Origin of the sequence: Maricaulis sp., assembly GCF_017643475.1 — a bacterium.
Classification (GTDB): domain Bacteria; phylum Pseudomonadota; class Alphaproteobacteria; order Caulobacterales; family Maricaulaceae; genus Maricaulis.
The window spans coordinates 326,070-338,682 of record NZ_JAEPNI010000001.1; the positions used below are offsets into that span (position 1 = coordinate 326,070).

Annotated in this window: 14 protein-coding genes; 7 read left to right on the forward strand and 7 right to left on the reverse strand. The window is 61.3% G+C overall.

From position 1 onward, the window contains the following. Window positions 1–36: 36 nt before the first annotated feature. Both JJ889_RS01615 and JJ889_RS01620 read right to left on the reverse strand, forming a co-directional pair. Window positions 37–1,635, reverse strand: coding sequence for a hypothetical protein (locus JJ889_RS01615; protein ID WP_291891014.1), 1,599 nt, complete (start codon window positions 1,633–1,635; stop codon window positions 37–39). A gap of 77 nt (window positions 1,636–1,712) precedes the next feature. Further along, window positions 1,713–3,734 carry a transglycosylase domain-containing protein gene (locus JJ889_RS01620; protein ID WP_291891015.1) on the reverse strand — a complete coding sequence of 674 codons (2,022 nt, stop codon included), beginning with the start codon at window positions 3,732–3,734 and terminating at the stop codon, window positions 1,713–1,715. Between the two features lie 125 nt (window positions 3,735–3,859). Here JJ889_RS01620 and JJ889_RS01625 point away from each other — a divergent pair, with 125 nt between their 5' ends. Continuing rightward, window positions 3,860–4,048, forward strand: coding sequence for a hypothetical protein (locus JJ889_RS01625; RefSeq protein ID WP_291891016.1), 189 nt, complete (start codon window positions 3,860–3,862; stop codon window positions 4,046–4,048). On the opposite strand, the gene JJ889_RS01630 is transcribed toward JJ889_RS01625, so the two are convergent. Then, the gene (locus JJ889_RS01630) at window positions 4,042–5,880 is read right to left on the reverse strand and encodes a sodium:proton antiporter (protein WP_291891017.1); all 1,839 of its coding nucleotides are present in this window, start codon (window positions 5,878–5,880) and stop codon (window positions 4,042–4,044) included. The genes JJ889_RS01625 and JJ889_RS01630 overlap by 7 nt on opposite strands. A gap of 81 nt (window positions 5,881–5,961) precedes the next feature. On the opposite strand from JJ889_RS01630, the gene JJ889_RS01635 reads away from it, so the two are divergent. Further along, window positions 5,962–6,207 carry a hypothetical protein gene (locus JJ889_RS01635; protein ID WP_291891018.1) on the forward strand — a complete coding sequence of 82 codons (246 nt, stop codon included), beginning with the start codon at window positions 5,962–5,964 and terminating at the stop codon, window positions 6,205–6,207. A 6-nt stretch (window positions 6,208–6,213) separates the two neighbouring features. Here JJ889_RS01635 and JJ889_RS01640 read toward each other — a convergent pair whose 3' ends face one another. Continuing rightward, on the reverse strand, window positions 6,214–6,744 hold the full coding sequence (locus tag JJ889_RS01640) for a hypothetical protein (protein WP_291891019.1): 531 nt from the start codon (window positions 6,742–6,744) through the stop codon (window positions 6,214–6,216). An 81-nt stretch (window positions 6,745–6,825) separates the two neighbouring features. Then, on the reverse strand, window positions 6,826–7,848 hold the full coding sequence (locus JJ889_RS01645; RefSeq protein WP_291891020.1) for a putative sulfate exporter family transporter: 1,023 nt from the start codon (window positions 7,846–7,848) through the stop codon (window positions 6,826–6,828). A 140-nt stretch (window positions 7,849–7,988) separates the two neighbouring features. Here JJ889_RS01645 and JJ889_RS01650 point away from each other — a divergent pair, with 140 nt between their 5' ends. Then, window positions 7,989–8,396, forward strand: coding sequence for a DUF4345 domain-containing protein (locus JJ889_RS01650; RefSeq protein ID WP_291891021.1), 408 nt, complete (start codon window positions 7,989–7,991; stop codon window positions 8,394–8,396). 52 nt (window positions 8,397–8,448) lie between these two features. Here the strand turns inward: JJ889_RS01650 and JJ889_RS01655 are convergent, their stop codons facing one another. Continuing rightward, on the reverse strand, window positions 8,449–8,661 hold the full coding sequence (locus tag JJ889_RS01655) for a cold-shock protein (protein ID WP_291891022.1): 213 nt from the start codon (window positions 8,659–8,661) through the stop codon (window positions 8,449–8,451). A gap of 368 nt (window positions 8,662–9,029) precedes the next feature. Between JJ889_RS01655 and JJ889_RS01660 the strand changes: the two genes are divergently transcribed. After that, a complete protein-coding gene (locus JJ889_RS01660) occupies window positions 9,030–9,332 on the forward strand; it encodes a hypothetical protein (protein ID WP_291891023.1) in 303 nt (100 codons plus the stop codon). On the opposite strand, the gene JJ889_RS01665 is transcribed toward JJ889_RS01660, so the two are convergent. Beyond that, the gene (locus JJ889_RS01665; RefSeq protein WP_291891024.1) at window positions 9,329–9,502 is read right to left on the reverse strand and encodes a hypothetical protein; all 174 of its coding nucleotides are present in this window, start codon (window positions 9,500–9,502) and stop codon (window positions 9,329–9,331) included. The two genes, JJ889_RS01660 and JJ889_RS01665, sit on opposite strands and share 4 nt — an antisense overlap. Before the next feature lie 141 nt (window positions 9,503–9,643). Here JJ889_RS01665 and JJ889_RS01670 point away from each other — a divergent pair, with 141 nt between their 5' ends. From JJ889_RS01670 to JJ889_RS01680, 3 genes are all read left to right on the forward strand, one after another. Beyond that, window positions 9,644–10,663: an aspartate-semialdehyde dehydrogenase gene (locus tag JJ889_RS01670; protein WP_291893140.1), complete on the forward strand. Its 1,020-nt coding sequence runs from the start codon at window positions 9,644–9,646 to the stop codon at window positions 10,661–10,663. Between the two features lie 77 nt (window positions 10,664–10,740). Further along, on the forward strand, window positions 10,741–11,646 hold the full coding sequence (gene rarD / locus JJ889_RS01675) for an EamA family transporter RarD (RefSeq protein WP_291891025.1): 906 nt from the start codon (window positions 10,741–10,743) through the stop codon (window positions 11,644–11,646). After that, window positions 11,643–12,602, forward strand: coding sequence for an alpha/beta hydrolase (locus JJ889_RS01680; RefSeq protein WP_291891026.1), 960 nt, complete (start codon window positions 11,643–11,645; stop codon window positions 12,600–12,602). Before rarD ends, JJ889_RS01680 begins: the two co-directional genes overlap by 4 nt. Window positions 12,603–12,613 lie beyond the last annotated feature (11 nt).

A 12,613-nucleotide genomic window follows, 5' to 3' on the forward strand; every position in this document is an offset into this window, starting at 1 on the left:
CCGCCAATCGGCGGGCCTTTCTGTTTGGGTGCGGTATCAGTCCGCCGGGTCGGCCGAGACGCTGATGCCGAGGCGATCAATATTCGGCTCGTCCTGTTCGACAATCATCATCATGTCGCCAACCGTCGTCGGGCTGGTCGGACGCATGCCCACGGTGACAGATCCCCCATTGTTGAGGAAACCGGAAACGGCCGTCGTCAGCTCCGTCATCAGGGGCGCCGGGACAAGCGGGCCAGCGCTGGCTGCGCCCAGCAGGACGAGAGCGGACGCCTGGGCGCGCGCCTGTTCCGGAGCGATACCCTGCTGGCTCGCCATGGCACCGAAAGCACGATCCAGGATCGACTGGTCGGTGATGGAAAGGGAGAACTCATTCACTTGCAGGGCCGACATGGCGGCCATGGCTGCGTCCTCGGCTGCATCCTCGCCATATTCAGCTGCCTCGGCGACCATCTCTGCCATGAGGGCGGTGTACTCGTTATAACCCTCGACGTCCTGGCTGAAGTCGATGCGGAAAGCGTCCTCGACCACATAGTAATTGTCGCCATCGGTGTAGGCGCGGCCGCGCTCGGGCTGGTAGACCGTGTTGGTGACCGCGTGCATGTTCAGCTCGCTATAGCCAAGCATCATCAGGCCAGCGGCGATCTGGGCGCCATTTTCATGTTCGGCATCAGCGCTGAAATGCAGACGCTCTACTGTGGCGCTGGAGTGAACATCACCACGACGTTCCACATTTTCAGCCGTCATTGACGCCAGCGACAGCTCAATACCGCCGGCATTGAGCGCGAAATCACTCAGTACGAATTCCGAGAAAATGGCCGCCGGGTTCACGGTGGCTGCATTCATGTAGGAATTCATGAAAGCCGGCATATTGTCGTTTTCAATCGCCGTGAACCACTCATCCGTGGTGTCTGTGCTGATGCCTTCCACGCGAATTTCGCCCAGCGAGACATGGACCGGCTCATCGCCATCCTGTGCGTCGACCAGGAGGTCGTTCATCTCGAAACGGGCGGTATTCGAGCGGTCGTCGGCTTCAAGCACCATGGACCCGAGGCTCACCGTGGTCATCTCATCGCTCTCATCGACGACGCGCAGCCCGCGCAGGGCGACGCGATCGAACGGATTCTCACCCAGCTCGATATCTTTGTCGTCACCTTCGCCGAGATTGGCAAATCCCTCCGCGATCATGGCTGCGAATTCTGCATTCGGACCAACAATCTCGATCAGATCAATGGACACACCCTCACCGTCATCATCCGACGCGCTCATCCCGGACATCGAGAACGCGTCGAACATGACCCGACCGTCCGACGCGAGGCGGGGAGCGGAGAAGCGCATCTCGTCGACATGCAGTTCTTCGCCATCGAAATTGACGTTGAAATCATCTTCCCCGTCCTTGGCGGCTTCGCCGTTATCATCGTCATCCATGTGGAAGACGACGTTGGTGAAGATGTAATCGCCGCCGGAAAAGCGGCCGCGATCGAATGAAATTTCATTGACGTCAGATGTGTCCAGACCCATTGCGGCAATGGCTGCCTGGGCATCGGAACGACTCACGCGTGTCTGCGCCTCTGATACGGCGGAAAAAGACACGGCCAGAACCATGGCCGAAACGCTGGAAGCAAAAAGGGTTCGCACTGTTCTCTCCCTCGAAGTCACGAATTCAGTAGGGGCATACTACGTGACGTAGAGAGAAGCGGGCGGGGGAACGTCTCTCAGTTATTCCCGCCCAATCCAGAAAGGAAGGCTCCGATCAGATCCCGTTCCTCTTCCTCGGGCTCATCGGGCGGTTGGCTCGCATCAACCGCGGCCTCAGCCTGCATCAGCGTTGCGGACAGAGCATCGAGCGCGGTGCTGGTTGGGTCGGAAGCGAGCCCAGTGCGGGGCGTGTCGATCATGTAGCGGTTGAAGATCGTGGCCGGAGTACTTCCGCCGGTTGCCCGTTCGGTCGGGGCGTTATCGTCATTACCGGTCCAGACGACGGTGACCAGGTCTGCGCTGAAACCGGCGAACCAGGCGTCGCGGAACTCGTTGGTCGTCCCGGTCTTGCCACCGATTTCCAGGCCCGGAACCGCGGCGCGTCGGCCGGTTCCCCAACTGGTCACGGCGGCGAACAGATCACGCATGTTGGAAAAGGTGCGCTGGTCCAGGACGCGCTCACCGGCCACAGGCGGAGCTTCATAGATGATTTCGCCGTCTGAGGTCTCGATCATCAAAATGCCATGCGCCTCGGCGCGGCGGCCACCATTGGCAAAGGGCGCATAGGCTACAGCCATTTCCATCGGATTGACCTCATAGGCGCCCAGCGCCAGCGAGCGGTCGATGCGCAGATTGGTCTCGATCCCCATGCGCTGGGCCAGGCGGGCGATATGGCCACGCCCGGTTTCTTCGGCGATTTGGACGGCGATGGAGTTGGAGGAGCGGGCAAAGGCCTCGCGCAGGGTCATCTCGCCGCGATATTCGCCATTGTAGTTGGCAGGCTGCCAGTCGCCGACCGCGACCGGTGCGTCATCACGCAGATCGTCCGGGCGCAGCCCGGCTTCAAAGGCGCTGGCATAGACAAAGGCCTTGAAGGCGGAACCCGGCTGGCGCTGGGCCAGCAGGACGCGATTGTATTGGGAATGTGTATAGCTGCGACCGCCGACCATGGCGCGCACGGCACCATCATGGGCGAGCGAGATCAGAGCGGCCTCGCCGGCGCCCCGGGCCGCTTCGCTGTCTTCCAGCGTGCTGGCAACGGCGTTTTCGGCGGCACGCTGGGCGTCGACATCCAGCGTGGTCGTGATGCGCAGGTCGAGTTCGAAGTCCGGACCTACAATCTCGCGCACACGCGGTGCCAGCCAGTCGACGAAATATTGGGCACCCGGGCTGGAGGCGCCACGGGAAACACGGATCGGGGTCGCTGCAGCGTCATAACGCTCGTTGGCCGAAATGCGCCCGGTCTGTTCCATCAGGTCCAGCACCACGGTCGCGCGAGCCGCCGCACGTTCGGCATCGCTGACGGGGCTGTAGCGCGACGGGGCCTTGAGCAAGCCTGCCAGCAGGGCGGATTCGCCCAGGTTGAGCTCGCTGACGGATTTGCCGAAATAGCGCATCGAGGCAGCTTCCACGCCCCAGGCGCCGCCTCCGAAATAGACGCGGTTGAGATAAAGCTCGAGGATCTCGTCCTTGGAAAAGCGGTTCTCCAGCCAGAAGGCCAGCATCATCTCCTGCACCTTTCGGCGCATCGTGCGCTCCGGCGTCAGGAACAGGTTCTTGGCCAGCTGCTGGGTCAGGGTGGAGCCACCCTGGACGACCCGGCCCGCGCGCAGATTGGCCCACAGCGCGCGGGCTGTGCCGCGGACATCAACGCCGAAATGATCATAGAAACGACGATCCTCGACTGCGAGGACAGCATCGACCAGATAGGGCGGCAGGTCATCGACTTCAGCGACGCGCCCATGGGCCGAACCCCGGCGCGCGATCAGTCGCCCATTCTGGTCGTAAAAGGCAATGGACGGCGTACGCTCGACTTCAGTGAGCCCCGAGGTGTCCGGCAGATCGCGGGCAATCGAAACGAGCCAGACGCCCAGCGCAACCGAGACAATCAGTGCGGCTACCGCGCCCAGTTTGAACAGGCGACCGATGAGGCTGGGCTGGCTGCGGGACTTGCGGCGGCGGGCAGTGGCTCGGCGCTGGGCAGGCGTGCGGCGTCGCTCGCTGCTGGGGCGTCGGTTCTGGACCGGCTTGCGTGCCATGGGAATTCCCGCTTGAGACCTGTGTTTACATGCATCCAACAGGGTTAATTCGGGATGAATCGGACCCTTAGCGCTTGCGCTCGAAGACAAGCCCGGTCACGATGCTGACAAACAGGGGCATCAAGATGACCATCAAGCGTTCTTTTCTGGTTCTTGCCGCAGCTTTTGCTGCGGCCAGCCTGTCGGGCTGTATTGCAATTTACGAGGGCGAGGACGCAGTTTGCCCGCATGGTGACCCCAATGAAGCGAGCTGGCCCTATTGTGGTCCGGCCGAGCCGGGTGGTCTGCCTAATGATGACGGCCCGCGTTACTGATCCTCGCCCTGCGGCGGAGCAAATCTGATCAACAGGGTTCCCGGCGTATCCGGGAGCGGTTTGCCGCTTCCGAGCAGGTGAAGTTTACCATTTGGCAGTTGTGCCAGAACGATGTCGCCTGCACTTGCGGGCTCTGCCAGACAATCTTCCAGCGTATAGCTTTCCGATAGGCGCGTGGCCCTGAATGTCCAGCCCTGCCACCAGTCTCGGGCCAGTCCTTCATATCCTCGACCCTTGCGGATGAGCGTGCGGCCCCGCGCGGTATATACGATGGCGCGGGGGTCCTCGTCCGTAGCCTTGTCGCTGGCTTTGCCGTCAAAGCCAGACAGCTGGAACACCCGGCTGCGACCCAGTTCCGGCGCATATTCCACACAGACCAGGGCGTTGTAGGCATCATTGTGGGTGGCTGACAAAAGGGCTGCGAAACGCGCGGGTTCCAGTCGCCAGTCCGCGGTTTCTGACAGGACTTCACCGTAATAGATGTCATGCCCGTTGAGCCGGGCCTGGCGCAGGCGCCGCCAGCCGATATCGGCAACGGTGACGGGGATATCCTGGGCCTTCAGCGCGTCGGCAAGGCCGAGACTCCACGGATTGGCACCGACGATCAGAAGCCGTTCCGGTCCGTCCTGGGACAGGCCGAGCAGTTTCGCCAGCGGGGCTACGGCAAACCCGCAGCCGAACACGCTGATGAAGATGGTCATGAACACAAGTGGCGCCAGGATAGCGGCGTCTTCACGTCCCACTGCAGCCAGCGAGGCCGCGAGGTGGCCGGCCGCGGCGGCTGCCACAACGCCGCGCGGTCCAACAACACCGATGAAGGTGGTTTCCTTGAGATCCAGTCCGGACTTGAACGTGGCCAGCGCAACCGAGAGCGGGCGAACGATGAGCATGAAGACGGCGATGAAGGCAAAATGCTGCGGACCGAGCGCGGAGAGGTCTTCCGGGCTGAGGTCTGCGGCGAGCACCACGAACACGCTGGCGACCAGGATGGCAGCGATGCCTTCCTTGAAGCGGCGCATTTCCTCGATCGAGGCGAGCCGCGAATTGGCGACGACGAGGCCGAAGATGGCAACTGCAACCAGGCCTGTCTCGGAGGCGAGTTGTTCAGCGGCAGCGAAACAGACCAGCACGGCGGCCAGAACCAGCGGTGCTTTCATTGGCTCGGGTACGAGACCGCGGCGGAAGGATTGCGACAGGCCAAGACCGAAGGCGAAGCCCATCAATCCACCGATCAACGCGCCCATGGTCAGGAAGCCGGCTGCGGCGACCCAGTCATGACCCAGCGCGTTCTGGCGGATGGCCTCGAACATGAAAACCGCGCCCAGGGCGCCAATCGGGTCATTGACGATGCCTTCCCATTTCAGCACTGAGGCGATGCGCGGTGGCAGCTTGGCCTGGCGCAGCAATGGCAGGACGACGGTCGGACCGGTCGTGGTCAGCAGCGCACCGATCATGAAGGAAATGTCCCAGGCCAGACCTGCTACAAAGTGCAGGGCAATTGCGGTCAGCCCCCAGCCCAGCGGGAAACCGAGAAACACCATGCGCCGCACCGGCGCGGACGCATCACGCAGTTCCCGGAAATTCAGCGTGATACCACCCTCAAACAGGATCACGGCCACAGCCAGCGCGATCATCGGGCGGAGGTATTCCTGGAAGCTGGCTTGCGGATTGAGGATCGGCTCGCCGAGCGCCAGGCCGGCAATCGGTCCCAGTAACAGGCCGGCGCCCATCATCAGGACGATGGAGGGCCAGCGCAGGCGCCAGGCGAGCCATTGCGCGATAATTCCTGAACCGGCGATGAGCGCGATGGTCAGCGTGAGGTCAGGCTGCATGTCTTTTAGTGATCTCGTCTGATGTCGCGTTTTGATGGGAGCACCGCCGCTGGGGCGATGCGTGATATCGGGGAGGCCAAGATGGACCAGTTACCCTATGAAGCACAGACTGCACTTGTTTCCGCAATAGCCGCAACTCTGATCGGTGGATCCGTTTCCCTGCTGGGAACCTCCACGGTCGCGACGGCGGCCCGGCTGGCAGCCGAGTTCGCCATTCGTCGCCGTTTTATGATGGCTCTGGGCCTTGGAGCACTGGGTGGGACCGGTGCCTGGTTTGGCGGACTGCTTGAAGGAACCGCATCCCAGGTCGCGATGCTGTTGGGCTAGGTCTGGCTAGCGCTCGTTATCCGGGTCGGCGTGCACGAACTCGAAGCCGATATCCCGGTTTCCGTAGGCGCCATGTTCGTAATGGTCGGACTGTTCCTTGAACCAGTCGACCAGATGGTCTTCCAGCTGGGCGAACAACTCTGTCAGGTCGGCCTCGCTGATCGGCAGGCCCAGGGAGAAATGGCGCCCGCCTTCAATACCGATATCCATGGCCGGACCGTTTTTCGAACAGGTCAGGACCAGGCGAAGCCAGTCGCCGGAGTGTGAGACTTTCACGGCCAGACCAAAACTGATCGGTCCCAGGGGCAGGAAGCCTGTCCCCGATACCGAAAACGCCCCGCTCTGATACGGTTGCGGCGCCCAGGCGCCTTGCGGAGGGACCAGGAAGACGCACTTGCCGGGGCCACCGAGATAGCGACAGAAGCCGATCGCGACATTCTCGGCGACGGACCGGATCTGGGCATAATTGTCCAGCGCCAGCTCGCCATATCGGGATGCGGCGTCAGCCAGATCATCAAATCGCTTGCGTTCGGTCATGCGGGCCTCCTGTTGGGGAGGAGCAGGCTAGAGTGTGTGCCCGGAATTTGGGAGGGGGCGTATCAGCCCTGTCTCCGGTCCCTATCCCGGCAACAATCCTGTCGAGCCGAGAAGCCACACGCTGGCGACCGCACTGAGGAGCAGGAAGAGCGTCGACAGAACAGCTACACCCATATGTTGCCAGCCCAGTTTCGCCAGGGATTTCAGAGAGGTCTTCACGCCCAGAGCGGCGATAGCGGTGATCAGCAGCCAGCGCGAGGTCGTATTGGCTGCATCGCTGACCACAGCTGGAATAAGGCCGACTGAATTGATGGTCATGATGAGCATAAAGCCGATGACAAAGAGCGGAATGTGTACACCGCTACCGTTATCTGTGTCCGAGGGGCGGCGATAGGCCAGGGCCAGCACCAGGACGACAACCGGCAACAAGGCGACGCGCAGGAGTTTCACGAAAACGGCGACGTCCCCGGTCGCGTCGGACGTTGCATAGCCCGCACCCACGACCTGGGCGACATCATGAATGCTGACACCGATCAGGAAGCCGATCTGGGCGTCGCTGCTGTGCAGGGCGGAAAACAGCAGGGGATAGGCGATCATTGCCAGGGTTGAGAGCGCTGTTACAGCCACCACGGTGAACAGGGTGTCGCGTTCGGCTTCTGCATTGCGCGGAAGAACGGCCGCAATCGCCAGCGCAGCGGACGCCCCGCAAATGGCCACGGCACCGCCGACCAGCAGGCCGAATTGTGTCGACCGGCCGAGCAGTTTTGCCAGCCCCCAGCCGGCCAGGAGGGTTGCCGCTACCAGGGCGGGTGTCAGAACCAGAGTTTGCGGGCCCAGCGACATCAGCTGGTCCAGGCTAACGCGCGCGCCCAAGAGCGCCACTCCGATACGCAGGAGCGTCGTCGAACAGAATTCGATTCCACCTATGCAGGCGTCTTCCTCGAACAGGAAATGCATCGCCATGCCCAGAAGAAGCGCAAACAACATCACCGGCGCGCCATAGTGCGAGGCCAGAAAGCTCGCTGCCAGGGCAATGACCACACAGACCCCGGTGCCGCGTGCCCGCGCCGTCAGATATTCCCTGGCTATTGTCAGTTGATGCATGCAGATCCAACCCCCAGACGCACAGATGCCACGGATACTTCGGTTTTGCACGGCTTGTGAGCGTGCCGCCACCGATGATGGTTGGCGGAGGGAAATTGGTCCATGCCTGCAAGTGCTTCAATTTCCCCGGGGGCAATATAATGATTTCACGTCTTTTTCTGGCACTGAATGCGATCGCGATCGGTTTGATTGCATTGGCCTATCTGTATGATCCCAACCTGTTGCTCGCGCGATACGGTTTGGAGACCGACAGCCCGGGCATGGATAACATGCTGCGCTCGACCTATGGCGGACTCTACCTTGTGTTGGCAGCCCTTTTCGCAACCGGTGTGTTCGTCGCCAAGCGGCGGCGGGACGCGCTGATCTTTCTGCTTCTGTTTATGGGTGGCAACGCAATTGGTCGTACGGCGAGCATTGTTTTCGCCGGCATGCCGCCGCAAAGCATTATGCCCTTGCTGGCCTACGAGGTCGTGGTGGCTGTAGTCGCTGGCATTCTGGCCGTGCGTTCACAAAGCCGCGACAAGCAGGGCGTCCAGAGCGGACAATAAAAGAAGGCGCGAACCTTTCGGTTCGCGCCTTCTTTCATCCGAACGGGTCGGATTAGTCAGCCAGCTGCAGGTTTACAGCTTTCGGACCCTTGCCACGCTTGTCGGGCTCGGTTTCGAAAGTGACCTTCTGGCCGTCTTCCAGGCCCGGGAGGCCGGAGGACTGAACAGCGGTGATGTGAACGAAGACGTCAGCGCCGCCCTCGTCCGGGGTGATGAAGCCAAAGCCTTTGCTTTGGTTGAAGAATTTGACCGTACCGTTGGCCATGGTGGGAACCTTCCCTGGATGCTACGCGCCGCGTCCGGGCGTACTTGTCGTGCGTGCTGCAGCGTCCTGCTGCACAATACGGACGTAAAAGTCGGGGAAGGCTGAGTTATTCTCATTCAGATCCGCACTCGAACGATCGGACCCGGTAGGCTATTCAGTATTCCGTCCGGCCCTTGGGCCGCCCGTGGGGACCAATGAGCATGCTTCCGTTCGGAACGCAAATGAAACTATTATGATTGTGCTATTGCACGCAGGAGTTCGCGTGTGATTTGCTGCCGCTGGATAGCGAGGATGTCCTCGATGTGTTTCCGGAGCCAGGCCGATATCGCTGATGTGATTGGGTCGCTCGATGAGACTGGAGCTGGGCCATGAGACGCCGTCGTATGCTTGAACGATCCCAGCGAGCGAGAGAGGCGCGCGACCGCATGGGCGGGGGCGATTTCAACCCGGCCGGCATGATCCGCATCGCCGGTTTTGGCGCCGCCATTGTCGTCGCGGTGGCCGTCTATATCGGTTTCCACCGGGGCGGAGAGACGATCTATGACGGTCGTTGGGGCGTCATGGAGCGGCTGATCCGCCCCATCATTTTCGGTGCGAATGCGCTGGAACTGCTGGCCCTGGTCTTTGCCGGGCTGATTGCCTGGCGCGTCTGGAAAAAGATGCAGTCTTAGAAATTATTGCTGTTGCGCACCTGGTTCATGGCGTCCGCGGCACGGCCATGCTTGTCGTCGGGTGTGCTTGCGGGACCACCCTTCCCGAACTTGGCCATGATCACGACAAAAATCGCGATAAAAATCAGGCCACCACCAAAGAACATACCGATAAGCACTAGCGGATCCATATCGTCCTCCCAGCTTGTCTGTTGCGAGCCTAGAGGCAGGAAATACATGCGTCCATGAATTCCGCTCTAGCCAGGCCGAAAGCATGGGGTTATTGGCAAGCCTCCAATGTTTGGAAAATTTGTGCGCGAAAGGATTGAATGATGGGTTTGAAGGTCGCGGTATTCGGTGCAACGGGCGCTGTCGGCAAGGAAATGCTCACAATCCTCGCGGAGCGTCTTTTCCCGGCCGAGGAGGTTTTTGCCCTGGCCAGCCGCAAGTCCATGGGCGTTGAACTGTCCTATGGCGACAGGACTCTTGTCTGCCAGAACGCGGAAACCTTTGATTTCTCGAAAGTCGACCTGGTGCTGATGTCAGCCGGTGGCGATCCGTCGCGCGAATGGTCGCCGAAAATCGCGGCTGCGGGCGCCATTGTCATCGACAACTCCTCGGCCTGGCGCATGGACCCGGATGTCCCCCTGGTCGTACCGGAAGTGAACCCGGAAGCGCTCGATGGTGTGTCCCAGAAGGGCATCATTGCCAACCCGAACTGTTCGACCATCCAGCTGATGGTGGCGCTCAAGCCGATCCATGATCGTGCCAAGATCAAGCGCGTGAACTGTGCGACCTATCAGTCGGTGTCCGGCGGTGGCCAGGCGGCCATGGACGAGCTGTGGACCCAGACCAAGGGCATCTACGTCAATGACGAGGTCGAGCCGCAGGCTTTTACCAAGCAGATTGCCTTCAACGTCATTCCGCATATTGACACTTTCATGGATGACGGTGCCACCAAGGAAGAATGGAAAATGGTGGTCGAGACCAAGAAAATTCTCGATCCGTCCATCAAGCTGTTCGCCACCTGTGCCCGGGTTCCGGTCTTTGTCGGCCATTCCATCGCGGCCCACCTGGAGCTGGAAGAAGAGCTGTCGGCCGACGAGGCGCGTGAACTGCTGCGTGTCAGCCCCGGCCTGATGGTCGTCGACAAGCGCGAGGACGAAGGCTACGTCACCCCGGTTGAAAGCGTCGGCGAATTCGCGACGTTCGTTTCTCGCGTGCGCGAGGATCCGACCGTCGAGAACGGACTGGCCCTGTGGGTCGTGTCGGACAATCTGCGCAAGGGCGCAGCCCTCAACGCAGTCCAGATCGCGGAAGGCCTGCTCAATCGGGGCCTGCTGAAGGCTTGATGCGGCCTTTGTAACAAGAAGTGGGTCGCGCTTTGGTGCGGCCCTTCCTATGTGTGGGGCTCAAGTCGAGGAACCCCATGACCGCCATCGAGTCGCACAATCAACGCACGGCGCTTGCCGCAGGCCTGTCCGCCTATCTGATCTGGGGCGTCATCCCGCTCTTCTTCCAGGTGCTGGACTTTGCCTCGGCAGCCGAGGTGGTGATGCACCGGGTGATCTGGGCGGTGCCTGCGCTCGGGATTATCCTGGCAGCAGCCGGCAAGCTGCGTGAAGCGACCACGGCCCTGCGCAATACACGCGTGCTGCTGACCCTGATCGCGACCTCCCTGATCATCTCCGTGAACTGGTTCGGCTTTACCTGGGCGGTGACCAATGGCCAGGTGCTGCAGGCCTCGCTGGGCTATTACATCAACCCGTTGATGAGCGTTGCCGTCGGCGTTGTCGTCCTGCGTGAACCGCTGGGGCCCTGGCGGATTGCTGCGATCGTGCTGGCGACGCTGGGTGTGCTCAACCTGATCATCGCCGGCGGGGAAGTGCCCTGGGTGGCGCTGATGCTGGCTACCAGTTTCACGGCCTATGGCTATTTGCGCAAAACCGTCGCGGTGGATGGTCGGGTCGGCCTGTTCTGGGAAGCGGTGATCATGACCCCCTTTATGCTGGCCGGGCTGTACTGGCTCGCCACCACGGGGGAGATGCATTTCTTTGACGGCGCCTGTGAAGCGGCCCTGCTGATCTCGGCGGGTATCGTCACGGCCGTGCCGCTGATGTTCTACATCATCGGGGCGCGGGGCCTGCGCCTGTCGACCATGGGGATCATGCAATTCATTGCTCCGACCCTGCAATTTGTCATCGGCATGCTGGGCGGTGAACCTTTCACCACTGCACACATGGTCACGTTTGGCTTGATCTGGGCGGGCGTTGCGACCTTTACTTACAGCCAGTTGCGGCGTCAGGGCCGCGAGCCAGCCACGGACGCGAAATGACTGATTTTCCTGCCCCGACCCGCATCAAGACCAATGGTATCGAGCTTTCCGTGCACCTGGCCGGACCCGAGGACGGGCAGCCACTGCTGCTGGCGCACGGCTGGCCGGAGCTGGCCTATTCCTGGAAGAACCAGATCGGGGTGCTGGCGGATGCCGGTTATCGCGTGATTGTGCCGGACCTGCGCGGCTTTGGTGGATCGGACTGTCCGACCGACAAGGCGTCCTACACCATGGACACCCTGGTGGCTGACCTGACCGGCCTGCTCGACGCGCTGGGGCATGAGACAGCCGTCTTTGTCGGCCATGACTGGGGCGGGATCATCATCTGGCACGCGGCCATGCTGGCCAAGGTGCGTGTGGCCGGCGCGATCGGGGTCAACACGCCGCATCTGCCGCGTGGCTCGGAGCCGCCTACCAATGCCTTTCGCGAAATGGGCGGCGATGATCACTACATCCTGCGTTTCCAGGAACCCGGTTACGCCGAGCGGATCTTCACCGGCCGCGAGGATGATTTCTTCGCCTTCATGATGGGCAAGCCACCCGCCGCAGACCGGCTGGATGAGCTTTACCCCCACATCACCCATATTCCGAAACTGTTCGAGACCTTCACCGGGCGCGACGAGGCTGACATTGTCGTTGGGCCGGCGGACCGTGTCTATTACGCGGAAGCCTACCGCAAGTCCGGGTTTTATGGCGGCATCAATCTTTACCGGAATTTCGATGCCAACTGGGAACGCATGGGTGGGGTGGACCACCGTCTTTCCATGCCCTGCCTGATGGTTTCGGCCGATGCTGATTTCATGTTGCCACCGAAACTGGCGGGCTGGATGCCAGCGCTCTGCAAGGACGTCGAATTCAACGTCATCGAAGGGTGTGGTCACTGGACGATGTGGGAGCATCCCGAGCAGTTGAACGCGATCATGCTGGACTGGCTGCAGCGGCGCTTTCCTGCCTAGGCGATTGTATA